This is a genomic window from Nitrososphaerales archaeon, assembly GCA_025058425.1.
Classification (GTDB): Archaea; Thermoproteota; Nitrososphaeria; order Nitrososphaerales; family JANXEG01; genus JANXEG01.
The window spans coordinates 1-24,834 of the sequence record JANXEG010000015.1; the positions used below are offsets into that span (position 1 = coordinate 1).

Sequence of the window (24,834 nt, forward strand, 5' to 3'; positions counted from 1 at the left end):
TAACCTAAATTTCACATCATACTATTGCTAACCCCTTCTTATTCTATAGAGGTATATATAGATGTGATATCAAAGTCTAGATGTTGGGATCGATCAACTCGAGAATACTTGGATACGTGTATGTGATTACCGCAGCGATCATCTGGGGGTCTAATGGTGTATTTGTAAATTGGATACCATTGAGCCCGTACGTCATCGCATTCTTTAGAGTACTATTCGCGAGCCTTTCCCTTCTACCTATTGTACTTATGACTCAAAGGCGTGAAGTTTTTGAAGCTATTCATTCTTGGAAGATTTTATTAACATTGGGATTGATGTTGAGCCTCGGTTGGGGGCTCCTATTCCAATCTATGAAGCTAATTTCGATAGCGAGTGCGGTCTTCTTAAATTACATCGCACCGATCTTCGCTACCTTTTTCGCATCTGTATTCTTGGGCGAGAAGGTCGAGAAGGTGACGATAATTGCACTCATGCTCTCCATCATCGGGATCCTCATGATTTCTTTCCCTCAAACCGATCATGGGGGTTTGAACCTCCTAGGAGTGTTATCTGGACTATTCGCTGGTCTCGCCTATGCGATCTTCATCATTCTATCTAAAAAGGCCATGATGAAGCTCTCAAGTAGAATCGTTGCATTCTACTCCTATTTATCAACGATCTTCTTCCTCTCACCCTTTTTGATAAATGCCAATCTATCTTTAGAATTGAATTCATGGTTACTTCTATTGGTATTGGGCTTCTTCAATACGGGCTTCGCCGTCACACTTTACTTGAATGGGCTTAACCTGATCAAGGTTCAAAGGGCAGTCATCCTAACGTATTTAGAACCGGTTAGCGCAATATTCTTTGGCTTCTTCTTCCTTGCCCAACAGCCCACATTATCTACAATCATCGGCGGCCTCCTCATAATCGTTGCAAGTTACCTCTCAACCTCAAAATGAATTATGAATTTACAATAATCGAACCAAATGTGATATAGAAATAGAAGGGGCTTATAGCAATAATCCAGTATATCGAAAGTTCAAATGTAATTCAAAATCTCTGAAAGATTGCTTATAGACTTCACACCGATCGATCTTGCTTCCTTTTCACTGCCCAAGTATAAGCCCAGTCCAGCCGCTTTGAGAAAGCTCGAATCGAGGGGAGAATCACCTACAGCTATACATTGGCTCAAACTCAACCCTAGCCTCTCAGCCAACACTCTTAAGGCTTTATCCTTACGTGCGGGCTCAACCTCCATGACCCCCTCACCCGTTAAGTATCCATTTTCATCGACACATAATTTATTGGCAAAGAAGTGATGTATTCCTAATTCGTTCGCGACCCTCTTTGCCAGATGTTCAATACCAGCTGATATAATCGCTACCTCCAACCCTCTATTACGAATTTCTTGAATTACAGATTTAGCTTCTGGGCGCACTTTACAAGTGGAGAGGATCTGGATGATTTTAGATATATGGAGGGGCTTCGGCCACGCTTCTATATCCTTCTTCATAAACTCCTCATAAGTGATCTTACCTTGACAGTAAAGTCTTAAGTATTCTTCAGCCTTCGAAGTTGTATTAAAGTATTTATGTACTTTAAGCCAGCTACTTTTATCCTCGATCAAGGTGCCATCCAGATCGAAAGCTACAAGTTTGAATCGTGAAGGCATGATTCTCTTCACTAGATTCTATCTGGAGCATCGATCCCTAAGAGCCAAAGGGCATTTCTAATGGTATTTTGAAAGCTCTTTACCAGAGCCAACCTTCCGACCCTTCTATCTTCATCCTTCTCCTTTAACACCGGGCTCCTTTCATAGAAAGTATTGAATAGTGTTGCCAAGTTGTATGCATACTTTGTCAGAACTTTAGGGTTGAGATTTCTTAAAGCATCCTCAACGTATAGATCGAATTTAGATATGAGTTTCAATAAGCTTATCTCATTTACATCGACCAATGAAGCGGCAACCTTCTCGTTAATGGTAAGCCCATTCACACCAGCCTTTTCCAGGATTTTAGAAGCCCTTGCGTAAGCATATTGAATGTAAGGCCCCGTTTCACCCTCCAATCTTAAAGCTTCAGATAGATCGAATATGATCATTTTATTCAGATCCTGCTTCAATAGATCGTATCGAATCGCTGCAACCGCTACCTTCTCGGCTGTAGTATGAAGCCAACTCTCGCTCTCATTTGGATTTCTCTTCTTCGTCTCCTCGTAAGCTTTTGTATGAAGTGCATCGAGTACATCATCAGCATTTATATAGATACCTTTACGCCCAGACATCTGTAAAAATTCACGCCCCTCAACTTCTATACCTAACTCTCTGGCAGTCCCTCTACTTAAAGAGACGATCTCGTAACCCAGATGTATGTATCTGCCCTTCGCATTCTCATCCAATCGATTTAGCACACTCGATATGATCCTCTGAAGCCTACTCTGCCTTACATCGATCACCGTGATAGCCAGATCGGCCGAATTAAATTGTGGATGATCCTTCACACCATCATCTAACACGGTCTGCCATAATATAGTCCCATCGGGCTGAATACCAAATATATTGTATGAAAAAGGATCTTGAACCATTCCCAACTTCCAAGCAGCGTATGGTATGTCTTTTGCTATGTAGGTAGTGGTACCATCGCTACGCACCAAGACCTTCTCTTCATCGACCTCTTCATCTTCAACCTTCACCAACCAGCATCCAGCGTACTTACCATCTGTAGCGAACTCTACAATGCCTCTACTTTTAAGTTCATCGAAGACGCTATGCCAGAGTTTATATCGGAGCACATGAGATTCAAAGTTTAGACAATCGTACCGCGCACCTATTCGCCAACATGTCTTCAACTGCTCTCTTACGATTCTTTGGGTCACATCGGATGTGAACCTTGCTACTTCAGAATTACCTTCTTCGATCTCCTTTAAAACCTTCTTCCTCAACTCCAAGAGTTGTGGCCGATGCTCGTACATTTCATTGACCTTCACATAGACTACATCACCACAGTAATGATCGAACTTCATCGATTCAGGCGGTTCAAGAGGGAAGTTCGCATAGAGGAAACCGACTATGATATCTGCAACTTGAACACCAGAATCATCTATCCAGTTGAGGACTTTAGTATCATGTCCAGTAAATTTGAAGATGCGGTATATGGAATCTCCCAAAACGACATTTCTCAAATGGCCATAATGAAGTGCTTTATTGGGATTGACACTCGTATGTTCGATGATGACCCTCTTTCCCCGCCCAATATTTAAAGAACCGTAATTTTCATTGAGAGATTCGATAAGAGTTTGGTATGAAAAATTGGTCAAATTCACCCAGAAGTTGATGTATCCCGGTGGATGAATAGTGAATTTTGAAATCAACTCAAACCTTTCCTTATCGATTTTAGAAGTTATAGCCTCTGCAACCCTCATCGGCTCCATACCTTCTCGATTACCTATGAGAAAGGCTACATTGACCGATAGATCACCAAACTCCATCCTAGGTGGTTCAGATGGTTGAAATTCTATACTTTGAAAACCAGCTTTAACGATCGCCTCCTCAACCCTTTCTTTTACCTCGTTTAAGAATCTTCGAAAGGTCATTTTAAGATCACGGTGATAAGAACTTCTCAACTATGTAATGAACAGCTTCGACGAGCCCTTTACCATACTTCGATGGTACTGAGTAACTCGCTTCAGCCTTCACCGAATCTGGCGAATTGCCTAGAGCGATACTATAGCCGCATACCTTGAACATAGAGATATCGGTCTCACTATCACCTATCGCGATACAAGATTTTGGGTCTATCTTTAGATACTTTAGCGCGATTATTAAACCTCTCCCCTTATTAACGTCTTTATGTGTAAGATGGTAGGCGTATTTACTATCGTTAATATCTATCGGTAGACCCCCTTCAACTAGAAGCCTTTTGGCGTAATTTATATCGAACGTTCTCTCCAATACGACTTCTGTGAACCTTGGGAATACCAACTTTAATCTTAGACCCTCGATCCTCTTTGAGAGGTAGTCGTAAGCGATGAGGCTCTGGTACTTATCAGCCAGCAGTAACATATCTACTGGTGAAAAGGCGATTACACCACCATTTTCACACACTACGACCCTAGTCGTACCGAGGTAGATGGCAAGAGAGAAGACTTCCCAGACACTCCTTCCACTCACCAAGAGTACTCTAATACCTGAATTCTCCATCCACCTCAAAGTAAAAGCGGCATCTAAATCGATTACGCCACCATCTTCAGTAATCGTACCATCTACATCGACGGCCAAAGATTCCACTTTCAAGTTCCTCGCCCAAGTAACTAATTTGAATGGACACTTAAAGATTTGACTAAGTCTTTACATATACATAACTGAATTAAGATCTAATTTTAGTGGGTCTTTAGCGGGCCCGCGGGGATTCGAACCCCGGACCTTTAGCTGAAGATCGCGATCGCGATCCTCTACAGCTTAGGAGGTTCAGCCCAAACCTGGTCTGCCGCGCTTTATGTAAGGTTTAGTCCATACTGCGCCACGGGCCCATTCTTTAAAGCTACGATCGAAGATAAAAACTCTCTCCCTCATGCGATTTATACTTAGAAGTTTGATAGATTGTTATCGATGAACGCGCTTATCGATCCTTCCCATATTTTAATTTAATTAATGGTTAGAATGCATACAGAATCTTTCAATCGATACCGAATAAGTTATCTACACCTTTTTTATTAACAGTTTATTGGCGGGGGTTGCCGAGCCTGGACAAAGAAGGGCTACCCAGCTTTGGAAGCGCGGGACTTAAGATCTTGATAAGATATCCCGTCCTTCAGAGGTTCGTGGGTTCGAAACCCACCCAGTAGGTGGGCGAGTATCCCACCCCCCGCACCAATATAGTGTGAAGATTCTGAGAATATGATGTAAAGTTATCTTATCTAATTATCGTCTTCGAATGCCAAACGCATCAAATATGTTATCGATTACGATTCTTCGTCGAGTCGAGATCTTGCTAAAATCCGGGCTACCTTTATAGGCTCAGGTATCGAACCTTGTAATGTGAATCTATTTAGGATTATTTCGGCATCGTCTATCGTTATTCCCGAAGTCCGAACGTATACCGTATGGCCTGTCTTCAACCTAAGAGGTACCCTCTCTCCAAGTTTCTTATACGCTTCGAGCTTCTTCTCCCAACCTTGAGGAAAATGGTGCTTAATATGGGGCTCTAAACCCTTCGATTCTTCAAATGTAAGGCAGATGATCGGTGTATTGGTATATTGATAGAGCCTATCAATATCTATTATATTGTATAAGCTTATTATCGCCCCTCCCAGCATGATAAGATTTATATCGTTTCTTCTCAACCTCTCGAACATCTTAATAATTTGGTCTGTGGCATCATCGCCACCTAAAGTGGCAGAGCCGAATACGAACCCATCTATAATCAGATCACTCCTCATAACTACCCCTGAAAGTATCGACCGATCGGCTTTGCCTTTACGAAAACTCTCAGCGATCCCTAAAGCCCTTATCCCCTTTTTATTCACATGAACCTTCAAATCTAATATATCAATACATTACCATCGCTTAAAGGTTAGGTCGCTTCGATCGATCTTACCTGATCAGCTTGATTAGATCCAAGTATCCTAAGAATTCGGATAGAAAGTTTTGAAACTTTGCTATAGGTACGATCGGGACCTTATCGATGAAGTTAATATTGTTGCTATAGAGTGTTACTATCACCGGTAGTGCGAATTTGACATTCAGCTTCGATGATAATCTACTCCTCATGAACCTCCTCGCCCTTTCGATCTGAAGATGAACGATCCTCCTCATAGCAGATTGAGTAATGGTCCTCTTCCAATGTTTACAATCTATCAAGAGGCCTATACCATCCTTTACAGCGAGCACATCGATCTCCATCCCATGCTTCTTCCACCTAACCCTTTTATCCACAAAGTAACCATTTTGAGAAGAAAAGAAGTGGACGAATTCTTCAAAATCTCTCCAACTTAAAGATTGTGAAGCCTCCTCTATACTCAATCCAAGATTGATAGCGAGAATTACGGCAGAGATGCGGTCCTTTCTTTCGAACTTCACCCTATCATCGGTTAGAGTACCTATGCCATGCATAGATAACATCTTTAAAACTTCTTCCACTAGAGCCGATCCGAGCCGAGTCCTCTTCGCAACCTCCTTTATCGAGTATTCTCCGTAAGATATCTCGGGAATTATTCTGAGTAGAGTTCTTGGATTCATTAAACTTCGATCTTATACTTCTTTATTCTGTTAGATTCGAATTTCGAATCGATATTAAACCTCAGTCTTAGTTATAGATAAAGATGATCTATGTATGCTCATGCTCCTCTAAAGCCAACATTATGTAATCGATGAAGCTAGACTCCGATACTGCACCTTCAAAAGTGATGGTATCGTTGATGACCACCTTCGGTACAGCCATGACATCATACTTACTTACGAGTTGAGGAAATTCTGTAGACTCGATCATATCAGCCCTGATTAAATCGTTCTCCATCGCGAATTGGTGCGCGAGCCTTACCATTCTGGGACAGTATGGGCATGTAGGGGTAACGAAGACCTGAATATGTACGGGTTTATTTATCGCTTTAAGCCTATCCTTCGAAGCCTTCGATAATCGTGTAGTCCTTCGTGAGACATCGATGATATCTTCGAGGAAGCTGACGAATTCATAACCTGCTGGTACACCATAGTACCTTATTCCATAATCCTTTTCACCCATGATGATGGTTGCAGGTATCTTATCTACACCAAATTCCTTTGCCTTATTAGCATCCTTGACAAAGTCGTACACTTCGACCTTAATTTTATCGGATAGCCTACCCAACGTTTCTACGAGCTCACGCGTCTCACGACAGTACATGCACTCGAACTCTTGAGTGAAGTTTATCAGCTTCACATCGTACTTCATCTCTCTATCGAGTATTTGCTTGATATGGGCGAGCTCCCTTTCGGAGATCAACGGCATGATAAGATTACACCCCTCATATATATGGATTTATTACATTAGGTTCACTCCACATCGGAGCGAGAGCCCTTTCCAACGACGGGTACTTCAGCGAACTTTGCCAAAGTCTCCGCCATCTCTCTCAACCGCTTATCGACCCTGTAATTCACCGTGCCAGGCTCGAATTCGCCATTCGCCATCCTCTCGCCCGCCTTTACGCCCGTTAATAACTCTATACCCTCATCGATCGTTTTAACAGCGTAGATGTGAAACTTCCCCGCTCTAACGGCCTCAATGACTTCATCCTTCAGCATCAAGTTCTGAACGTTACTTTCAGGGATTATTACACCCTCATTACCTTTTAGGCCTTTAGCCTTACACACCTCAAAGAATCCTTCGATCTTCTCATTAATCCCTCCCACCGCCTGCACCTCACCCTTTTGATTTACAGATCCCGTTACTGCAAGGTTCTGCTTGATAGGCAGCTCAGCCAGAGCGGAGAGTATCGCGTAAAGCTCTGTACTCGATGCACTATCACCCTCCACACCTTCGTAACTCTGTTCGAAGACGAGCCTCGCCGATAGGCTGATAGGTTTATCTCGGGCGTATTTATTGGTGAGGTAACCTCCTAAGATCAACACACCTTTCGTGTGTATAGGCCCGCCCATCTTCGCTTCACGTTCAATATCGATGACACCCTCCCTCCCCAGACCTACAGACGCGGTCACCCTCGAGGGCCTACCGAAGGTAAAGTCGCCCAGACTTATTACAGAGAGGGCATTCACTTGGCCGATCTTCTCACCCTGTGTATCTATCAATATCAAACCCCTCTCGATCATCTCTCTAATCTTTTGCTGTAGAAGGTTCGATCGGTAGACCTTCTCTTCAATCGCTCTTTTTATATGAATATCCTTGATGTATTTAGAGCCATCTTGAGCAGCGTAGAAGTTGGCTTCCCTTAGGAGATCCGCTACATCTGCAAATCTTGTCGACAGCTTCATTTTATCACTCGCAAGTCGTGAACCGTACTCTACAACCTTTGCTATTGCAGAGGATTCGAGGTGGCGCAACCCCTCCTTTCTGCATAAAGTACAGATGAATGAAGCGTACTTCTTGATATTCTCATCATTTCGCTCTATCGTAGTATCGAACTCAGCCTTTACTTTAAAGAGCTCTCTAAAGTCTGGATCATAGATGTAGAGGAGATGGTATAGCAGGGGGCTTCCCACCAGGATCACTTTAACGTTAAGGGGTATCGGTTGTGGAGTTAGACTCTTTGTGGAGATGAAGCCCAGCCTTTCGCCAGCCTCTTCGATCGTGATATATCCATTCTTCAGAGTCCTTTTCAAACCATCGTATGAGAAGAGGTTCTTCAAAACCTCTTCTATCGAAAGAACGAGGAAGCCACCATTGGCTCTATGTAAGGAGCCGCCTTTGATCAAGGTAAAGTCCGTGGTGAATGTACCGAATTGTGCCTCTTTCTCAATCCTACCGAAGAGGTTGTTGTAAGTGGGATTGTCCTCAAAGACCACGGGCGCACCCTTCAATTCCGAATTATCTACAATGATATTTACTTCATACCTTCTAAAGGGCAATTCCCTCATCCAGGGTGGAACCGTTGCTTGAGCTTGTGAAGCTTCGGTCGTTCTTGAGAATAGTTCGATATTCTCCAAAATATCGTTTCTAAGGTCGTTCAGATACGATCGGACTTCTGGTATCCCTTCATACTTTTGAAGGAGTGTGCCAATGAGAAAGCCAAGGGCGTATTGAATGGTATCATTCGTAAGCCTTCTTAACTCCTCTCTCGTCCTTCTATCGAACTCTGCCATCTGCCTCAAGATCTCGTTGAGTCTGCCCTCCAACCTCTCTCTATTCTTATCGAACTCCCTCCTCAACTCCAAGGGTAGTAGTAGATACTCTTGGTTGGTGATAGGTCTGCCTGCGAAGATCGGTATCATCACTATACCCATGGGCGTAAGTTGTATTGCGAAGTTTGAGCGTTGTGCTTCTTCACGAAACTCACTCAAAAGCTTCTCTTTATGCTCCTCCGCGGCCTTGATCAACTGTTCACGCTTAGAGATGTATTCATCACTTTGAAGTATCTTTGGTATCGCTCGCTTCGCTTCATCGATAAAGTTTTTAATATCTCTCTGAAACTCTCTTGCCATGCCGGCGGGTAACTTTATCGCTTTGGGCTCGTATGGGTTTTTGAAATTGTTAACGTAGACCCAATCGGGAGGTGTAGGTTTGGTCTTGGCGATCTCCTCGAGAAAACTTCTTATCGCCGTAACCTTCCCCGTTCCCGGAATACCAGCTACATATATATTGAAGCCCTTAGAATCCATTTCGAGCCCGAATTTTAAAGCCCGAAGGGCACGCTCCTGCCCAATGATTTCTTCTGTAGGTGTGAGCTCCTCAGTCGTGCCACAGGTAAGCACCCCTAGTTTACACTCTGCCTTTAATTCCTCAGGAGGAAGTTCTCTAAATGGCATGGTAGTTATTATAAGAAAGTGAAGATTAATAATCTTTTGTTAAATTTTAAATGTTTGAAAGAAGCCTCTTCGGATTGGATAGGGGTAGCGATTCCGCACCTTTATAATACTCAAGCTTCTCCCATACGTTCATAGGGTGGGCTTCTTCTATAGAGAAGGTCTCGAACCGATCAGGCCTTAGGGGCAAGGATACCAGACCCGTCTTGTAATGTATAGAATATGGTGCACGAACATCTCCCATAGGCTTTAATGCCGACCAATCGATCAGGATTTGATGGGCCCTCTCTCTTTTATGGGCGACTGTCGAGGTGGTGATCGCCCGATCCTTTCGAATGAAATCTGGGAAGAGTGATTGTAATTCACCGATTTTACTCTGAAGCCTCTCTTCTAACTTCTTCTGCAGAATTATCGCCACTTCACGATACGCTTTAAATACATCACCCTTGAGCCTTAGATCGCTATTATCGAATCGTGCCCAGATCTGGAAGCCTCTCGAACCACTGAATTTGATCATCGGATGAATATCATGCTCAAATAATAGCTCGACGAGCTCGTAAGTAACCCTTTTGATGAATTGAAAAGCTCTTTCACCCTTTAAAATCTCTTCTCCTGCATCGATATCCACGACGAAGGTATCGGGCTCATTCGAATCGAGTCTATGCACATAAGGTATAAAATCGACACAGTGATCGAATACGTACTGCATCAACCGCTCTTCAGAGTCGATCATGAGAAATACCGGCTTCGGTTTATACTTAACGTATCTTATGAATATCACATCTAAGCCATGTATAGGATCATCTTTACCGGAGAATACTTTGACCGCTGATACAGCCCTATCTTTAAGAAAGGGCAGAATAAGTTTTGCTACACGTGGATAGTGCATCTTTGCGAGCCACACTAATCTATAGGAGCGGTTGAGCCGATCATGAAAATCCTTTACAAGCTTTCCAACATATTCATCGATACTGTGCTCGGGAGCATAATCTCCATTTACCTTACGTATCAACCCTTTCTTTAGAAGGTTATCGAGCGCACCTTCGAGCTCCTCTCTCTCGATCCTTCTCTTCTCAGCAAACTCTACATCTCTTCGAACTTTATCGAATATATGCTCGAATGTGACGGCTTTACCTTCCTCCTTTATGGCTAAGAGAAGGGCTATTCTATCTTCAAGGGTCACCATCGTTTATTACACCGCTCTTGATGTGAAATGGTGCCTCGGACAAATGCCTTTACATCATATGTCAGTTTAACTCTGAGTCTTCATCGGCACCCATACTTAGGTTGATCGGAGCTTTAAAGTTTGTTCTACCCGATAAATTCCATCTTTCAGAAAACCCTTTATCTTATATGGGCTACAATCTATGCTCCTTGAACGCGGCCTCCGCTACCGACCTCGCTAGTGCTTTAGCCCTTTCGAGATCTTCAGGATAAGGGCTGCCTTTAACCTCCACAGGGTTCCCTACACGCTTAAAGCCCAACGTATCGAGCCTTTCGACCAAATTCTTAACACCTCCACCAGCCCATGCAAAGGTTCCGAAGACCCCCACAAACCTATCTGTGAGCTTCTTCAACTCCAGAAGGTTTATGAAATACTTGACTGGGGGGAATATATCGTACTCATAGGTGGGTGTGCCGATGATCAGGGCTGGGGCATCTATCACCTCCTCTAACATCTTTATGGGAGTCGCTTCTACCAGATTGAGGATCGTTGCCTCGCCTCCAGCCTCCCTAACACCATCAGCCAACGCATCCACAAATTTGGAGGTAGATCCGTACATGGAGCCGAAGGCGATAACTACCCTTTTGGTGTAATTAGGCTTGCTCCAAGAGAGCCATAAATTCATAACTTCTTTTACATACGTTGTATAGACCGGGCCATGGCTTGGTGCCAATACTCTTATCCTCAAGCCCAATGAGTCGAACTTCTCTACAGCTTTAACCACGTAATCTCTATACTTGCTGAAGACCCCTGCGAAGTATCCCTTCAGAGCGCTACCGTAGATGTATTGCTTAATATCTTTAATATCGGTATCTAAGATCGCACCTTCGGGTAGTTGTTTGAACGATCCGCAGAGATCACAGCTGAATAGAACCCCCTCTTCTACCAGATAGCTACTCATCGTCTCCGGCCAATGGAGGAATGGTGTCTGAATAAATCTGAGTGTCTTGCCTCCCAGATCTATCGTAGTATCGTCACCTCTGACGATCATACTCTTGGGTTCGATGTGGTATAGCGCTTTGATCATCGCCAAAGCACCGGGTGTGAATATAACTTTCGCTTCACGCATTACATCTAAAATCTTCGGTACCGCACCCGTATGGTCGGGCTCCATATGGTTGATGACGATGTAATCGATCTTCGATGGGTCGACGATCTGTCCTATCTTGCTCAGATGTTCATCCACGAACTTTTCTCCCACCGAATCGATCAATACGACCTTTTCAGAACCTAAGACTAAGTAGGAGTTGTAAGAAACCCCTTCATCTATATCCCAGAGGCCTTCGAAGAGCCTCGCATCAGGATCGTTGACCCCGACCCAATAGACACTCTCGGTAATCTTTAATGGCTTAGCCATAATTATCACGTAGCTATTGATGTGGCGATGAATTTAACATTTACTATAATGTATATTGTGTAAAAAGGTCTTCAAGTGGGGATAGTATGAGATAACTGATATGAAGAATTCGAATAAAACTTAGATCCAGTAGAAGGTGGAATTGTATCCTATCCTAAGAAGTGTTCATCTGATCGAGTATAATCTTCGCCCTCTCTATAGCTTTCGCTATATATGACTTATTTACTTCGAGATCCTTCATCCTATTAAGAAAGGTTTTAAGCTCATTATAAATATCCTTCAACTGCCGATCCCTTACTTCATCACTTATAGCCATCTCCCCCTGTAGCTTTACTCCACCCTCCATGAACCCTTCGGGAAAGTACCAATTCTTGAATCCTGTAAAGCCCAATCTGAATAACTTGTACCCTAAACGGCTCACAACTATTGGAAGGTCAGCATCGAGCTGCCTCTTCGTTTCTTCATCATTGTAGTATTCAACGTAGATGAAGCCTCCCGGACCGATCGCTTTTGAAAAGTTCGATAGTAAAGTATCCTCGAAGATGGAATCAAAATACTCAAAGGCCCATTCATTCAATCTAATCACACTATTGATTTCGAAGAATTCTACCCAAGGTCGAAAGTAGGGCTTCCTACCGTAAAAGACCTTAACGTATAGAAGAAAGGCTTCTTCACCACCTTTATTACTTCGTATGTATACATCTAAGTTTACCTCCTCTCTAAACCTCCCCTTAAAGGATCTTTTTGCATATATCGTAAAGCTATTTACCATGATACCTTTGATCACAGCCTTAACAGCATTCTCTAACATCCTACCAGCAACGGTTAATTACATCAATAGATAAAGGTATCGCTAGCTATATCTTCTGTGAATAGAGATGGCGAAGAGGTTTCAACATACAGATAGGAATGTGAAGAATGGGTTTAGAAATGTATTCGCACTGGGCTTTGTCAGTTTCTTTACAGACTTCTCGACCGAGATGATCCAGGGAATTCTTCCCATATTCATCATCAAAGAATTGAATGGTACGAAGATGATCCTCGGATTGATAGAGGGGCTTGGAGAGGCCATCAATTACGTAATGAGAATGTTATCCGGTATCGTATCTGATAGGTTGGGTAAGAGGAAGGTGCTCATCGCGATAGGTTACGGGCTCTCCACAATCTCTAAACCCTTCTTCGCTATTTCACAAATGTGGAGCGATGCCCTTCTGATAAGGGTGAGTGATCGTGGCGGTAAAGGTCTGAGGACGGCACCACGTGATGCCCTGCTCAGCGAATCGATAGGCGATAGGGATATCAGCAAGGCCTTTGGTATACACCGGTCACTCGATCAATTGGGCGCTATAGTGGGCCCCCTCGTAACCTTTATACTGATACCACTCTTCACTTTAAGGACGATCTTCTGGCTCTCCTTCATTCCAGGCTTCATCGCAGTATCGATCTTGTTGCTCTTCGTAAAGGAATCGAGAACTATCGTAAGTAAAAGAGCAGGTATACTTGAAGATGTAAGGGAGGTATTGAACCCTAATTTTTTGGCCTTCCTCACGATCATCGGTATATTCTCGATCGGTGCCTTTAACTTCTCATTCATACTCATAAAGGCTGGTGAGCTCGGGATTGAGGAAAACTTCATCCCATTGATATACATGGTGATGAATATTACCCATACATGTGTAGGCTTCCCATCAGGGGTCCTTGCCGATAGGATCGGTAGAGAGAGAGTACTCGTGTTAGGTTTTGGAGCCTTCCTCCTTTCATCATCACTAGCCATGGTTTTAAGAGATAGTTACGTATATGCATATCTGATCGCAGCGATATACGGAGTATATACGGGCATCGTCGAAACGGTTCAGAGGGCTCTGGTACCAAAATACTCACCAGAACATCTGAGGGGGACTGCTTACGGACTGTTCAACCTCTTCATAGGTTTATGCTTCCTTATAGCGAATTCCGTCTTCGGTATGCTTTGGGAGTACTTAGGGAGTATGGTAGCGTTTGGTTACAGCATATTTACATCACTTACGGCGATATTCATGATGGTCATATTTTTATCAAAATCGAAGAATGGATAAGCTAATTTTAGCCCATCCAACCTCAAATAACTCTATAATAGGGAAGGTTTGAATGAATCGGATTGGGATCTTCATACTTCATCTAATGAATCGAATCAGTGTCGGATTTTTTAAGAAAAAATAATTTTTTCCGCGCACATGACACTAGCATCCTACACTTTTCCTCGATCTAATTCACATCATGGTGTATTGGTGTACGAATCTAACCATGAAGCCTTAGCTATTAGACTCATACGCATATATGGATGATTTGGCGATATAGGTTAAACTTTTAATAATGAATAGATCTAACCAATTAGAAGCTTTATAGTATCTAACTTCGGGGTGGCTTATCATGAGTGAGGATGTAGAAAGAGTAGAAGAATCGGTCGAATCGGTATCGGTAAGTAGTACGGATGAGAAGAAGGTTCCTAAAAAGGTGAAGAGTACGAATGAGCCTCCAGTGGCTAAGGTAATATGTAGAGATTCACATGGGATTAAATTCAGAGTGGGTCGAGGGTTCTCACTCTTAGAACTTAAGGAGGCAGGTCTATCGATAGAAGATGCGCGAAGGATGAACTTGAGGATAGATCTTAGAAGGAAGACGATGCATAAAGAGAATATCGATCTGATCAAGGATTGGCTTCATTCTCAATCGAAGTTGAAGGAAAAAGATTCTTGAAATTCGTGATGAATATGTAAAGTTTTATGTAAAGTTTAAAGTTATAAGAGTTTATCTATTTAATACTATGGGGTTTTATGATGAGTATGAATAGGTATGTGAGAAGGACGATACAAGAAAATTTGAGGAAGTACGTAGGAGGGGAGCAAAAGGTTCCAAGAGGAGCGATAAAACTCAATCAAAATGAGAATGAGTATCCTACATCACCACACGTCATTTCAACCCTGATTAATTACTTGCAGAATAACGATCTTCGGCGTTACCCGGAGCAAGATAGTGAAACTTTGAAAGAGAGGTTGGCACGCTACTACAACGTAAAGTATGAACAGATAACGATCGGTAATGGTTCAGATGAGGTGATCGCTACCGCTTTTAAGACCGTATTGGAGAAGGGGGACCTTGTAGTCTCTACAAACCCGACCTACGGTATGTTCAAAATATACGCGATCGAATCTGATGCAAAGTATTGTGAAGTAGATTTGAACGAGGATTATACACTACCGGTCGATAAATTGATCGCTATGAAGGGGAGGCTTACAGCGATCGCGAACCCAAATAGCCCCACCGGTGTATTCACGGAGGTATCGAAATTGGACGATCTCGCAAAAGGCCTGCGGGACTCAAATGGTGTATTATTGATCGATGAAACCTACGCAGATTTTGCTAGGGATAATGCGTTAAGGCTCATCAATAAATACGATAATGTGATCATCGTGAGGACTTTTTCGAAGTCATTCTCATTAGCCGGTATTAGAGTCGGTTTTGGTATCGGTAATGAAGATTTGATCGCATGGATGGAGGCAGTTAGGAATCCATACACGATAGGTACTCTACACCAGATCGCTGCGATCGCGGCCTTGGAAGATGTTGCATATATGAAGAAGAATGTTGAGCGAATAATCGAGGAGAGGGAGTTGTTAAAAAGAAGGTTAAAGGAGCTTGGATTTTACGTATACCCATCGGAGGGTAACTTCGTCTTTATCAGATGTAAAACGCCCGATGATGCGAAGTATATCGTCGATTGCCTTAAGAGTAAAAATATCTATGTAAGATACTTTGGGGATAACCCGAAGATAGCAGATTCTATCAGAATTACAGTAGGTACTCATGAGATCAATGAAAGGCTTATAGATGCGTTGAAAGAGTGTCTTCAATCTTCAAAATAAAAGCAAAAAGCAAAAAATAGAATAGAATATAAATTAGAATAATTTTTCATTTTTCAGGTCCATTCGATTTATCCTATTTTACCAGAAAGTATATGAAGATTGAAATGTTAGCTATAGATGATGGTAGAAATCGAATTACTATTCGATGATGGGATAAAGGTCGATGGAGAGTTAGATGAAAGTAAGAACCCCATCACGACAAGAGCAATTGTGAATGCTTTACCGATCGAAAGTAGAGCGAATCGGTGGGGCGATGAAATATACTTCTCTACACCAGTGAATGTAGGCGAAGAGAATGCCCAAGAAGAGGTTCGGGTTGGTGATATCGCCTACTGGCCTCCGGGTAAAGCCCTCTGTATCTTCTTCGGCCCAACACCGGTGAGTAGAGGTAGCGAACCGAGGGCAGCGAGCCCCGTAAATGTGATAGGAAGGGTAAAGGGGGATTTGACCTTGCTGAAGAAGGTTAAGAATAGATCGAAGGTGATCGTGCGTATAAAGGGAGAGGCCCGATAAGATGGAGATATAAGTCAGTAAAAACTCAGTAATTAATGATGTTTTTTAGACTTGACGCTCTAAACATCTGGAGGAATCATGAAGTACGGGAGAGGCTCGATTGGTACTATCAAGTAATGTGTGATGTAAAGCCAGCAAAGTTTCTGATCTGCAAGAGGTTACCATCCGATCTGGATCTAAATAACTCGAGTGAAGATGAATTATGGAGGGAGCATGAAAGGTTATCGAATACCTTTCGGGAGATCTTCAATAAGATCAAGTCAAATACGATGAGGCTCGATGAAATGGGCATACCTTCACAGAACTTCCTCGATTTAAAGGCTGAATTGTTGAAGAGAATCATAACACATTGCCACCTCTGTGAGTGGAGGTGTGGTGTAAATAGAGTAGAGGGTAAGAAGAAGGGTACTTGCAAGTTAGATTCATCAACGAGGGTATCTACATGGTTCCACCATTACGGTGAAGAGCCCCCTCTCGTAGGTACTGGTGGCTCGGGCACGATCTTCTTTACTGGATGTACATTTCGATGCTGCTTCTGTCAAAATTGGGATATATCACAAGATCCATTTAATGGAGCTGAAGTGGATGGGAAGAAGTTAGCGATCATCATGAAGAATTTGAGAGAAGAAGGGGCACATAACATAAATTTTGTGGGTGGAGAGCCTACGATGCATCTGCACACCATAATGGACGGCATGAGGATGTTAAATGTGAATGTACCTATGTTATGGAATAGCAATATGTACTGTAGTTTAGAAGTAATGAAGATACTCATCGATGTTATAGATATATGGCTTCCAGACTTTAAGTATGGGAATGATTCTTGTGCGCTCCGGCTTTCAAAAGTGCCCAAATATTTCTCCATAGTATCTCGAAACCACTCAATAGCACAGGAGCATGGAGATATGATCATCAGACACCTCGTCCTACCGAACCATGTAGAATGTTGTACGAAGCCCATTTTAGAATGGATTTCGAAGAATTGTAAGAGAGCTCTGGTAAATATCATGGCCCAATACCATCCCGACTACTTAGTTCTATCACAACCATCTCAATATCCAGAGATCTGCCGTAGACCGAGTGGTGATGAAATGAGAGAGGCATACAAGTATGCAAAGGAGCTCGGCTTAGTCTATGAGCCAGTATCATAATTACCCTTAAAGGGCATGGTAGAGGTAAAGTATGAATCGAGCTAGTAAATCATGCCATATTTGTGGTAAATCGGGAGTAATTTCAAGAGCGATAAGTGTATGTGTATCATGTATACGTGAAGGTAAGGATGAGATATACAATATAGCTCAAAAAGTTCATCGGAGGGTAAGGGAGGTTTATGGGCTCCCACCTGAACCTCCTAAGGATCCCGATGGTATACCTTGTGCTGTATGTAGTAATAGATGTGTCATCGGTCAGGGCCGAATGGGTTACTGTGGACTTCGAATGAACGATCAAGGAAAGTTACACTCACTCAGCAAGCCAGATAGAGCCATTTACTACGCATACCTTGATCCACATATTACAAATTGTTGTGCTGCATGGTTCTGCCCAGCCGGCACTGGTTTGGGTTATCCAAGATTCGCCCGTAGAAGAGGGCCCGAGTATGGCTATTACAACCTTGCTATCTTCTTCTATGGGTGTAACTTTGACTGTCTATTCTGCCAAAATTCTTCACATAAAGATCTTCATGCAGAGCCTCAGCATTCTATGCACGATCTGATCGATCGTACACTCAATAATGATAAAATTACATGCTGGTGCTTCTTTGGGGGTTCGCCCGAACCTCAACTCCCCTTTGCAATAAATACATCCAGGAAGCTTTTAGAAACGATCCATCGAGATAGAGTGATGAGGATCTGCTTTGAATGGAATGGTTGTGGGAATAGTCATCTTGTAAGGAGGGCAGCAGAAATCTCCTATCTCACAGGCGGGAATATCAAATTCGATCTGAAATGCTGGGATGAAAATTTGAGTTATATTCTTTGCGGGGTATCGAATAAGGTTGCGTATAAAAACTTTGAGATGATCGCGAATGAATTTAAGATAGATGGTGACCATCCTCCCGTGTTATGCGCCACTACACTACTGGTGCCAGGTTATGTAGATGAAGTAGAGGTTGAAAATATATCGAAGTTTATAGCTGGAATAGACCCACAGATTCCTTACAGCCTTCTCATCTTTCACCCAGACTTTGTAATGAACGATCTCCCGATAACGCCCTTTGAGCAAACCGTTAAATGTTATAAAGTAGCGAGGAAGTACCTTCAGAATGTATATATAGGGAATCTTCATCTTTTGGGCTTTCGTAGTATGAATGAGTTTTTATCCTCGATCTAATGAGCATGATTTTGAATGGAGAAAATATTAATTAGATCGTGATCGGACTCAAAGGTTATGAATGATCTTGATAAAGTTTGGCTCGATGTGCTCATCATCGGTGGTGGTGCAGCAGGGCTTAGAGCAGCCATCGAAGCTAAAAAGGTAGTCGATAGGGTCGCATTAGTTTGTAAAGGTTCGGCTGGAAGGAGTGGTGCGACGGTGGTATCTGAAGGAGGGATCAGTGCCGCTCTTAATTCTCAAGGGGATGATCCAGAGGAGCATTTTAAGGATACTATGGATGGAGGCTATTGGTTGAATGATGAGCGATTGGTAAGGGTCTTTGTGAATGAAGCTCCAATAAGACTTATCGAATTGGAAGAGTTGGGCATACCTATCAAAAGGAATGGTAAAGGATTTATGCAATCTCTTGTCGCTGGCCATAGGTATCCCAGATCTTATAGGCCCATGGGTGCGGATATGATGGCTGGTAGAATTTTGAGTACAAAATTAAGAGATTACGCTGAGAGAATCGGTGTAGAGATTTACGATCGCCACTTTGCTTTTTATCTTTTATGTGAGGATGGTAAGGTATATGGGGCTTTAACACTCGATCTAAATTCTAACACCTTTAGAGCATTCTGTGCCAAAGCGACCGTATTGGCTACTGGTGGTGGTGGATGGCTTTATCAACATACTACGAACCCAATAGGGGTTACTGGAGATGGGTATTCGATGGGTTTGAGGGCCGGGGCTGAATTAAGAGATATGGAGTTTGTTCAATTTTATCCGATATTTTGCATAAAACCATCCAAATTACTCATTTCAGCCACGGTCTTCAGCTATGGAGCCAGATTGTTGAATATTTTCAAGGAGCCATTCATGAGAAATTACGATAAGAGGGCTGATATGGCTACCAGAGATGTGATGGCGAGGGCCATCTTTTCAGAAGTGATGGAGGGCAGGGGTGTAGAAGGAGGCGTTTACTTAGATTTTACAGGTATGCCAAGGGAGTCGATCGAAGAACGGTATCCCTCTTACCTTAATCTCTTTCTCAAAAGAGGTATAGATATTCGCAAGGAGTTTATAATCGTTACACCAGCTGCACACTTCTTTATCGGAGGGTTGAAGATCGATGAATGGTGCCGTACAAATTTGAAAGGGCTCTTCGCCGCTGGTGAAGTGGCTGGGGGTCTGCATGGGGCGAATAGGATCGGTGGTAATGCGTTGGCCGAAGCTTTGGTGTTTGGGTTTAGAGCGGGTATTAAAGCAGCTGAATATTCGATGAGTACCGAGCTTCATTCACCCGATAATAGCATTAAAGAAGGTGTGGATTGGCTAAAAACACTTACCGGTAATAGAAGTGTGGATCTATCAAGGGTTGAAATTAGGATAAGGGAGGTAGCTTGGAACGGTTTGGGGATTGTAAGGAGTAAAGAGGGAATAGAAAGGGCTTTAGAAGATTTAATGGATATAAGAGAGGAGGTTAGGGAGGTTTCGGTAAGAGGTTTTAAGGATCTTGTCAAGTTATTGACGCTACACTTCATGATAGATACAGGCCGATTGGTGGGTGAAGGAGCTTTAGTTAGGGAAGAGAGTCGAGGTGCTCACTTTCGAATCGATCATCCTGAAAGAAGTGATAAATGGTTTGGAAATATCTTGTTAAAGATAGAGGGTGAAAAATTGAAGAGAGAATTCCGTCCATTACGCTTAGATTAGAGGTGAAAAGAGTTGGTAATGATAATGAAGTTATTACATAAGGAGATATACTTTCAAACTATCGATGATCTTGACCTTTCTCCAACCACTTCATAATTTGTTTATCGAGCGGCATATGCTTTCTACGGATAGATCTTCGATACGTTGAGCGTGGCCCGATGAGTTTGTAAGCCTTTTCTGCAAGCCTATTCGCCTCTCCCAATTTAAACCTATCCCATCCTCGATAATGTTTGAAGGTGCGTAGCCTTATCCATTCGGGTGTGAAGTCTGATAATGAATCGGGAGGTATACAGATACAGACTACGTCCAACGCTCGATGAAGGCTGAGAGGGCATGTAAATAGCCTCTGTGGATCGATATTATTCTCGACTTTTAGATTTATAGCGTTATACTTTAAAGCTATATTCATTATTGAGCCTTGAAGCTTCATCCTTACATACTCCACTATAGAGTAAGCAAGATCAAGAGGGTGTGTTTCTGGGCTCGAGTTTAATGAGATAGCATTTTGGTGAAGGTGTACATGGCAGCCCTCTCCAGACCACTTCACAATGATAGAATCTTCAATACCTTCATCCCTTAGAAACGATAGTATACTCTTTACTACTTCGATCGTCGCCTCCCACTTATCTAACGTGTTATCAATATCCCACGTCGCGGTACATGAGATTATATTCGATAGATCTCTTAAATCATCGTAATCTGTAAGATGTTTATAGATATTCGCTGTAGCGTAGATTGTACGAGGTAAGAATGTTGCGTAATCCTCAAATATCTTCAACATATCTTCTCTACACTCGATCTTTAAAGGCCTCTTCCCTTTTGAATACCTGAATAGTGTTGGTATTCCATCGAGCCCACGTAAACAATATATACCAACCCATCGACCCTTCGCATAACGAGTAATTTCGCTCTGAACGAGCTCGGATGAATAATGCTCTTTTACTTCATTGGAATTCATCCAACCTCTGCCTCTTTCCTCTCTTTCGCTCTTTTAATCTTCTCGATAACTTCTCTCGGTAGGGTGATATCTTCCTTTCTCTCCTCCAATGAACCTAAAATTACAAGCCCTTTACCATCCACAATATCGATCTCAAACATATTTAGACTATGAGGTGTCTGTCTCATCTTCTCTACCAATAAATACCTCTTTAACACACCACTCTTTACCGCTCTTCGGAATCTGATTATACCATCAGCGATATGCTCCACCCCCCAACCGAAGGCTTCCGAAGTACTGATCGCATATTGAGAGGTAGCAAATACCGTCAAATCCCATTTAAAGAAGACCTTCTTCACAAAGTATGAATATCGTCTGGCCATGGCGGGTTTATCGAGCCAAAAGGCCGATAGAGAGTCTACAACCAACCTAGCCCTACCATAACCTAAGGCCTTCTTCGCCTCGATCACTTTATTTACCAATTCTTCTACATCTAAACTCTTTAAAGACCATTGATCATCTTTACCCATCAACGCATCGATCATGATCAACCTTTTCTCATCGATCGCTTTCTTAAAGTCAAAATTGAACTGAGATGCCTGTCTTATAATCGAATCTACACTCTCTTCAGTAGATACATAAATGCACCGATCATCACACCTTACACCTTCATTTATGAAAGAGATGCAACAGATCGTCTTCCCAGTTCCGGGCTCGCCTGTAATAGCAACGAAGAAGCCCCTTGGTACACCCCCGCCTAAAATTCGATCTAGTTCCCTTATACCCGTCGAGAGCCTCTCTATCTCTTCCACTATCCTTCCTCACCTTATCACATATACACAATTAGCTTAAAGTTAAATTTTTAATACAGTAAAGTTTTTATAACACCGTTATAATATATTATAACGGTGTTATATGTCAAAAACCCAGGGTGAATTTATGGAATTATCGATTACTAAACAACGTTGCCCGATCTGCGGAAGAGGCCCTGTGATAATGGATGCTAACGAAGGAGAGGTTTTATGTAGTAATTGTGGATCTGTACTAAAGGACAGTCTTACCTACGATGACTTTGAACAAAGGGTCTTCTCTAGTGATGATAAAGAAAGCAGAGTGGGGCTACCTACATCGTTAGCGATGCATGACAGAGGGCTCGCTACCATGATAGGTAGTGATAATGAGGATGCTCTGGGCAAACCTTTTGAATTGAAGATGATGAAGAAGATCGAACGTATAAGGATTTGGGATAGAAGAAGTCAACTTCATGAAAATATCGATAGAAACCTTAAACAGGCCTTTACTGAACTTCGAAGGATGGTAGATCGATTGAACTTAAGCGGGATAGTGATGGAAAGGGCTGCATACATCTATAGGAAGGCGTTAAAATATGGCCTTTTGAAAGGCCGTTCCATCAACGAAATTATAACTGCATCACTGTACGCAGCTTGTAGAGAGTTAGGAATGAATCGGACTTTAAAGGATATAGCAAAGGTGAGCTTTCTAAAGAGGAAGGATATAGCAAGGTGTTACAGACTTCTTTTAAAAGAATTAGATTTAAGGATGCCACTATCAGACCCTATAGAGATTACTTCCAAGATAGCCAATGAAGCACAAATTTCTGAGAAGACAAGGAGGAGGGCCATCGAAATTATTAGAAGAGCAAAAGACTCAGGTGCCATTACAGGTAAAGATCCAAACAGCATCGCAGCCGCGGCACTTTACCTGGCTTGCAAACTTGAAAATGAATCAAAGACCCAAGAGGTTATAGCAAAAGCGTCAGGGGTTACCGAGGTAACGATTCGTAACAGATACAAAGCCTTAAAGAAGTTCGCTTAAATTAAACCGTAACGTAATCTTCGGAAGTATTTCACACCCTTTAATCTCTTTTATTCTCCTTAACATTTATTAATCAAAAAAGCTATAGAGAGGAAAATAGTACTTATTGATGGGCCAGTCGTCTAGCGGTTAGGACAACAACTTCAATGGTTGTTAAGCCCTTACACGGCGTAGGTCCCAGGTTCAAATCCTGGCTGGCCCACCAAAAGAATATAGTAATGATATCATCACCTCCACAATTTTATATAGAGCTTTCTTTTCTTAATAGATCTGTTATGAACGAATGTGAAATAACGATGAGGGTTACATGGTTCGATGTTGGCGGGACTAGGGTCGCCACATTCCCTTCATACTTTAAATGGTTTTATCAAGGCTTCGTCGAATACCTCAGAAATCTTGGTATAAGGATTTTGGACGATACTGAACTTACCGTCGATGGTGAGAGGACCAACGTAGGTTTTAGGGTGGTGGAAGCTTACTGCCGTTATAAGGAAGGTGCCAAACTCGATGAACTTATAACCGTTACACCGAGGCTTAAAGAATTGAGTGAAAAGTCTTTGAATATAGGCTTCACAATCCACGAAAAACAGAGTGGGAGATTACTGGCTGAAGGGTACTTATTACTCATTACTGTAGACCGTTTGACCGTCAAACCCGTTAATATTCCACAATCCATAGCCAATAGATTGAAAAAATATCTTCAGGGTTAGAATAGTTAGAATACTCCGATGCTGATACTAAAGGTTAAAAATTTTTGAATTTTTACTCATGTTTTGAGTGTAGAAGTATATGTAATTTCTAAGCTCGTATATGCAATATTACACACATACAAAGTTGAAAAGAAAGTCATTAAAGTTTTAAAATCTCTTCACTCTCGTCGCAAACTTTATCCTTCAAAAATTCGATTCGATCCATACATGTTGAAAGACCGATCTGATACTGCTTACAGGCTTCGTAGATCGGCATTAAAAGCCTACTCTTCACTTCGTCATTCAATACCCAAACAGAAGGGCTCTCTTTATACCCATATCGTTCATAGTAAGGCTTTAAGGTATTGTAAAATTTCGGATAAACCTTCTTGATACCTGAGGATAGGCGTAAACATTTGGTAACGATATGTTTGACACCAGCTTCGTAGAATTTACCGATAAGAAGATCGATCTCACCCTTCGATTGGCCATCGACATTCCGATACCTTGGAATTATAGGATCTATTCTAACTATCGTCTTGAATCCCAATTTCAATAGATCGTTCATGGCTCGAATCCTTTCTCTTGGATGAGGCGCGAATGGTTCGAACCGGCCATCGATGAAGGGTATCGTCACTTGTATTACTACCCTTGATCCATCTAATACCTTCAGATAAGGTGGTTGAAGTAGTTTTGTTGGAAACTTTGTCATGATGATCATGGGAAAATCGAATTCTTTCAATCTTCGCAGAGTGTACAATGTGTAGGCGAATCTATCTTCTAAAAGTGGATGGAAGGCTTCACAACTTGACGAAATGTAGACTGGAAGCCTTGGAAGGTCACTCTTAATATAATCTTTAATATCCTCATCTATTCTCTTCGTAAATTCTCTTTTACTCTTAGGATCTTTTAT

23 protein-coding genes and 3 tRNA genes are annotated in these 24,834 nt (G+C 42.2%); 12 read left to right on the forward strand and 14 right to left on the reverse strand.

The window, feature by feature from the left end; all coding sequences use genetic code 11:
* Window positions 1-80: 80 nt before the first annotated feature.
* Window positions 81-941 carry a DMT family transporter gene (locus NZ896_02560; GenBank protein MCS7116335.1) on the forward strand — a complete coding sequence of 287 codons (861 nt, stop codon included), beginning with the start codon at window positions 81-83 and terminating at the stop codon, window positions 939-941.
* Window positions 942-1,021: 80 nt separating this feature from the next.
* Here NZ896_02560 and NZ896_02565 read toward each other — a convergent pair whose 3' ends face one another.
* From NZ896_02565 to NZ896_02580, 4 genes are all read right to left on the reverse strand, one after another.
* Window positions 1,022-1,666 (reverse strand): HAD-IB family phosphatase, encoded by a 645-nt coding sequence (locus tag NZ896_02565; GenBank protein MCS7116336.1) that lies wholly within the window; start codon window positions 1,664-1,666, stop codon window positions 1,022-1,024.
* Window positions 1,666-3,573 (reverse strand): arginine--tRNA ligase, encoded by a 1,908-nt coding sequence (locus NZ896_02570; protein ID MCS7116337.1) that lies wholly within the window; start codon window positions 3,571-3,573, stop codon window positions 1,666-1,668. Before NZ896_02570 ends, NZ896_02565 begins: the two co-directional genes overlap by 1 nt.
* 7 nt (window positions 3,574-3,580) lie before the next feature.
* Window positions 3,581-4,267, reverse strand: coding sequence for a phosphoglycolate phosphatase (locus NZ896_02575; protein ID MCS7116338.1), 687 nt, complete (start codon window positions 4,265-4,267; stop codon window positions 3,581-3,583).
* A gap of 107 nt (window positions 4,268-4,374) precedes the next feature.
* Window positions 4,375-4,509, reverse strand: a tRNA-Arg gene (locus NZ896_02580).
* A 197-nt stretch (window positions 4,510-4,706) separates the two neighbouring features.
* Between NZ896_02580 and NZ896_02585 the strand changes: the two genes are divergently transcribed.
* Window positions 4,707-4,852 (forward strand) — tRNA-Leu (locus NZ896_02585).
* Window positions 4,853-4,941: 89 nt separating this feature from the next.
* On the opposite strand, the gene NZ896_02590 is transcribed toward NZ896_02585, so the two are convergent.
* The 7 genes from NZ896_02590 to NZ896_02620 form a co-directional block, all read right to left on the reverse strand.
* Window positions 4,942-5,505, reverse strand: coding sequence for a DUF99 family protein (locus NZ896_02590; GenBank protein ID MCS7116339.1), 564 nt, complete (start codon window positions 5,503-5,505; stop codon window positions 4,942-4,944).
* Window positions 5,506-5,572: 67 nt separating this feature from the next.
* Window positions 5,573-6,217 (reverse strand): restriction endonuclease, encoded by a 645-nt coding sequence (locus tag NZ896_02595; protein MCS7116340.1) that lies wholly within the window; start codon window positions 6,215-6,217, stop codon window positions 5,573-5,575.
* An 88-nt stretch (window positions 6,218-6,305) separates the two neighbouring features.
* Window positions 6,306-6,965, reverse strand: coding sequence for a thioredoxin family protein (locus NZ896_02600; GenBank protein ID MCS7116341.1), 660 nt, complete (start codon window positions 6,963-6,965; stop codon window positions 6,306-6,308).
* A gap of 44 nt (window positions 6,966-7,009) precedes the next feature.
* Window positions 7,010-9,382, reverse strand: coding sequence for an AAA family ATPase (locus NZ896_02605; protein MCS7116342.1), 2,373 nt, complete (start codon window positions 9,380-9,382; stop codon window positions 7,010-7,012).
* A 100-nt stretch (window positions 9,383-9,482) separates the two neighbouring features.
* Window positions 9,483-10,619 carry a hypothetical protein gene (locus tag NZ896_02610; GenBank protein ID MCS7116343.1) on the reverse strand — a complete coding sequence of 379 codons (1,137 nt, stop codon included), beginning with the start codon at window positions 10,617-10,619 and terminating at the stop codon, window positions 9,483-9,485.
* Between the two features lie 172 nt (window positions 10,620-10,791).
* Window positions 10,792-12,015 carry an FprA family A-type flavoprotein gene (locus NZ896_02615; protein ID MCS7116344.1) on the reverse strand — a complete coding sequence of 408 codons (1,224 nt, stop codon included), beginning with the start codon at window positions 12,013-12,015 and terminating at the stop codon, window positions 10,792-10,794.
* Window positions 12,016-12,169: 154 nt separating this feature from the next.
* Window positions 12,170-12,826 (reverse strand): DUF1122 family protein, encoded by a 657-nt coding sequence (locus NZ896_02620; protein MCS7116345.1) that lies wholly within the window; start codon window positions 12,824-12,826, stop codon window positions 12,170-12,172.
* 67 nt (window positions 12,827-12,893) lie between these two features.
* Here NZ896_02620 and NZ896_02625 point away from each other — a divergent pair, with 67 nt between their 5' ends.
* The 7 genes from NZ896_02625 to NZ896_02655 all read left to right on the forward strand — a co-directional run bounded on the left by NZ896_02625 (window position 12,894) and on the right by NZ896_02655 (window position 20,459).
* Window positions 12,894-14,090: an MFS transporter gene (locus NZ896_02625; GenBank protein ID MCS7116346.1), complete on the forward strand. Its 1,197-nt coding sequence runs from the start codon at window positions 12,894-12,896 to the stop codon at window positions 14,088-14,090.
* 334 nt (window positions 14,091-14,424) lie between these two features.
* A complete protein-coding gene (locus NZ896_02630) occupies window positions 14,425-14,751 on the forward strand; it encodes a ribosomal protein L13e (GenBank protein ID MCS7116347.1) in 327 nt (108 codons plus the stop codon).
* An 80-nt stretch (window positions 14,752-14,831) separates the two neighbouring features.
* Window positions 14,832-15,917, forward strand: coding sequence for a histidinol-phosphate transaminase (hisC, locus tag NZ896_02635; protein ID MCS7116348.1), 1,086 nt, complete (start codon window positions 14,832-14,834; stop codon window positions 15,915-15,917).
* Between the two features lie 117 nt (window positions 15,918-16,034).
* A complete protein-coding gene (locus NZ896_02640; protein MCS7116349.1) occupies window positions 16,035-16,430 on the forward strand; it encodes a cyclophilin-like fold protein in 396 nt (131 codons plus the stop codon).
* A gap of 35 nt (window positions 16,431-16,465) precedes the next feature.
* Entirely contained in the window at window positions 16,466-17,581 is a 1,116-nt protein-coding gene (locus tag NZ896_02645) for a radical SAM protein (GenBank protein MCS7116350.1), read from the forward strand.
* Window positions 17,582-17,612: 31 nt separating this feature from the next.
* Complete coding sequence (locus tag NZ896_02650) at window positions 17,613-18,761, forward strand: radical SAM protein (GenBank protein ID MCS7116351.1); 1,149 nt, start codon at window positions 17,613-17,615, stop codon at window positions 18,759-18,761.
* A 57-nt stretch (window positions 18,762-18,818) separates the two neighbouring features.
* Window positions 18,819-20,459 carry an FAD-dependent oxidoreductase gene (locus tag NZ896_02655; GenBank protein ID MCS7116352.1) on the forward strand — a complete coding sequence of 547 codons (1,641 nt, stop codon included), beginning with the start codon at window positions 18,819-18,821 and terminating at the stop codon, window positions 20,457-20,459.
* 58 nt (window positions 20,460-20,517) lie between these two features.
* On the opposite strand, the gene NZ896_02660 is transcribed toward NZ896_02655, so the two are convergent.
* Both NZ896_02660 and NZ896_02665 read right to left on the reverse strand, forming a co-directional pair.
* Window positions 20,518-21,417, reverse strand: a complete 900-nt coding sequence (locus tag NZ896_02660; protein MCS7116353.1) for a hypothetical protein — start codon at window positions 21,415-21,417, stop codon at window positions 20,518-20,520.
* Window positions 21,414-22,208 (reverse strand): KaiC domain-containing protein, encoded by a 795-nt coding sequence (locus NZ896_02665; GenBank protein MCS7116354.1) that lies wholly within the window; start codon window positions 22,206-22,208, stop codon window positions 21,414-21,416. Before NZ896_02665 ends, NZ896_02660 begins: the two co-directional genes overlap by 4 nt.
* A gap of 127 nt (window positions 22,209-22,335) precedes the next feature.
* Between NZ896_02665 and tfb the strand changes: the two genes are divergently transcribed.
* From tfb to NZ896_02680, 3 genes are all read left to right on the forward strand, one after another.
* A complete protein-coding gene (gene tfb, locus NZ896_02670; protein MCS7116355.1) occupies window positions 22,336-23,232 on the forward strand; it encodes a transcription initiation factor IIB in 897 nt (298 codons plus the stop codon).
* Between the two features lie 111 nt (window positions 23,233-23,343).
* Window positions 23,344-23,437: transfer RNA gene (locus NZ896_02675), tRNA-Val, on the forward strand.
* 70 nt (window positions 23,438-23,507) lie between these two features.
* Complete coding sequence (locus NZ896_02680) at window positions 23,508-23,942, forward strand: acyl-CoA thioesterase (protein ID MCS7116356.1); 435 nt, start codon at window positions 23,508-23,510, stop codon at window positions 23,940-23,942.
* Window positions 23,943-24,081: 139 nt separating this feature from the next.
* On the opposite strand, the gene NZ896_02685 is transcribed toward NZ896_02680, so the two are convergent.
* Window positions 24,082-24,834, reverse strand: a 753-nt coding sequence (locus tag NZ896_02685; GenBank protein ID MCS7116357.1) for a hypothetical protein, incomplete at its 5' end; no start/stop codon positions are given.

Bases quoted from the DNA above. Each gene is read 5' to 3' on its own strand.
- NZ896_02560 (MCS7116335.1), top strand. From the start codon at position 81: ATGTTGGGATCGATCAACTCGAGAATACTTGGATACGTGTATGTGATT.
- NZ896_02570 (MCS7116337.1), bottom strand. From the start codon at position 3,573: ATGACCTTTCGAAGATTCTTAAACGAGGTAAAAGAAAGGGTTGAGGAG.
- NZ896_02595 (MCS7116340.1), bottom strand. From the start codon at position 6,217: ATGAATCCAAGAACTCTACTCAGAATAATTCCCGAGATATCTTACGGA.
- NZ896_02600 (MCS7116341.1), bottom strand. From the start codon at position 6,965: ATGCCGTTGATCTCCGAAAGGGAGCTCGCCCATATCAAGCAAATACTC.
- NZ896_02610 (MCS7116343.1), bottom strand. From the start codon at position 10,619: ATGGTGACCCTTGAAGATAGAATAGCCCTTCTCTTAGCCATAAAGGAG.
- NZ896_02615 (MCS7116344.1), bottom strand. From the start codon at position 12,015: ATGGCTAAGCCATTAAAGATTACCGAGAGTGTCTATTGGGTCGGGGTC.
- NZ896_02620 (MCS7116345.1), bottom strand. From the start codon at position 12,826: ATGTTAGAGAATGCTGTTAAGGCTGTGATCAAAGGTATCATGGTAAAT.
- NZ896_02625 (MCS7116346.1), top strand. From the start codon at position 12,894: ATGGCGAAGAGGTTTCAACATACAGATAGGAATGTGAAGAATGGGTTT.
- NZ896_02630 (MCS7116347.1), top strand. From the start codon at position 14,425: ATGAGTGAGGATGTAGAAAGAGTAGAAGAATCGGTCGAATCGGTATCG.
- hisC (MCS7116348.1), top strand. From the start codon at position 14,832: ATGAGTATGAATAGGTATGTGAGAAGGACGATACAAGAAAATTTGAGG.
- NZ896_02640 (MCS7116349.1), top strand. From the start codon at position 16,035: ATGATGGTAGAAATCGAATTACTATTCGATGATGGGATAAAGGTCGAT.
- NZ896_02645 (MCS7116350.1), top strand. From the start codon at position 16,466: ATGATGTTTTTTAGACTTGACGCTCTAAACATCTGGAGGAATCATGAA.
- NZ896_02650 (MCS7116351.1), top strand. From the start codon at position 17,613: ATGAATCGAGCTAGTAAATCATGCCATATTTGTGGTAAATCGGGAGTA.
- NZ896_02655 (MCS7116352.1), top strand. From the start codon at position 18,819: ATGAATGATCTTGATAAAGTTTGGCTCGATGTGCTCATCATCGGTGGT.
- NZ896_02660 (MCS7116353.1), bottom strand. From the start codon at position 21,417: ATGAATTCCAATGAAGTAAAAGAGCATTATTCATCCGAGCTCGTTCAG.
- tfb (MCS7116355.1), top strand. From the start codon at position 22,336: ATGGAATTATCGATTACTAAACAACGTTGCCCGATCTGCGGAAGAGGC.
- NZ896_02680 (MCS7116356.1), top strand. From the start codon at position 23,508: ATGAACGAATGTGAAATAACGATGAGGGTTACATGGTTCGATGTTGGC.